Origin of the sequence: Thiolapillus sp. (assembly GCF_048562965.1) — a bacterium.
GTDB classification, from domain to species: domain Bacteria; phylum Pseudomonadota; class Gammaproteobacteria; order Chromatiales; family Chromatiaceae; genus Thiolapillus; species Thiolapillus brandeum_A.
On the sequence record NZ_JBHNMF010001198.1, the window covers coordinates 1 to 794 of the forward strand.

1 protein-coding gene is annotated in these 794 nt (G+C 50.4%); it reads right to left on the minus strand.

What is annotated here, in order from left to right; all coding sequences use genetic code 11:
- Positions 1-181: 181 nt before the first annotated feature.
- Positions 182-733, minus strand: coding sequence for a GspH/FimT family pseudopilin (locus ACOCD2_RS23270; protein WP_293646843.1), 552 nt, complete (start codon positions 731-733; stop codon positions 182-184).
- Between the last annotated feature and the right edge of the window lie 61 nt (positions 734-794).

The window sequence follows — 794 nt, forward strand, 5'->3', positions numbered from 1 at the left end:
AGTTGTTGCGTAGTGCTTGGTGACCAGGACGGCTGGGGCACAAATAGGTTGTCAAAGGCCGAGTCGATTTTGGGGACTGGGATGTCCCAAAATCTATCACGAGGCCGAAGACACGCTTGCGAAATTGCGATCATTGTCTCACTGGAAATGCGGAAGTGAACGGATAAAGTGCTTTTTCTTGTCAGGAACAGGTGATCGGGCCGCCATCAGCCATTTTCTTTCTGGTACGGACTCGCCCATTGTTGGATATGATGATCGCCCGGTTAAGATCAGGGTGTGTTGCATAGCAGAAACGGATGGTGGTGTTGGAAAACCAGGCGCGCCCGAGAGGGAGGAATGTGATCCGGTTTCGGTGGGCTGATGACGAGAAGATTTTTACCTGTCTATTGGCTTTTTCCTGGTAACTGATGATTTCCTCTTCCGGATCGTGCTGCCTGTTTTTATTGGCGTCGTCGAAAATAAGATAGCCACCTTGCCATGCCCGGTAGTCATTGCTGCAATCGGTGGTGTTGGCGGTAGGGCAGAGTGTGATGCGTCGTTCACGTGCTACCGCGCTGGAGCGAGCCATATGTAGCTGTGCGAGGAATAAATTTACACTGCTGGCCATGGTATTTTTTGCCTTGAGGCTACTGAAGGTGGGGGCTGCCAGAGAAGTGAGAATACCTACGATAGCCAAGGTAATTAAGAGTTCTATCAGGGTGAAGCCTTTTGTTTGTACAGGGGTAAAATCCATGTCGTCCTCCAAAACCAGATCCGTTGGTTGGGACCATCGTATCCGCATGGACAATCAACTG

Bases quoted from the DNA above. Each gene is read 5' to 3' on its own strand.
- ACOCD2_RS23270 (WP_293646843.1), bottom strand. From the start codon at position 733: ATGGATTTTACCCCTGTACAAACAAAAGGCTTCACCCTGATAGAACTC.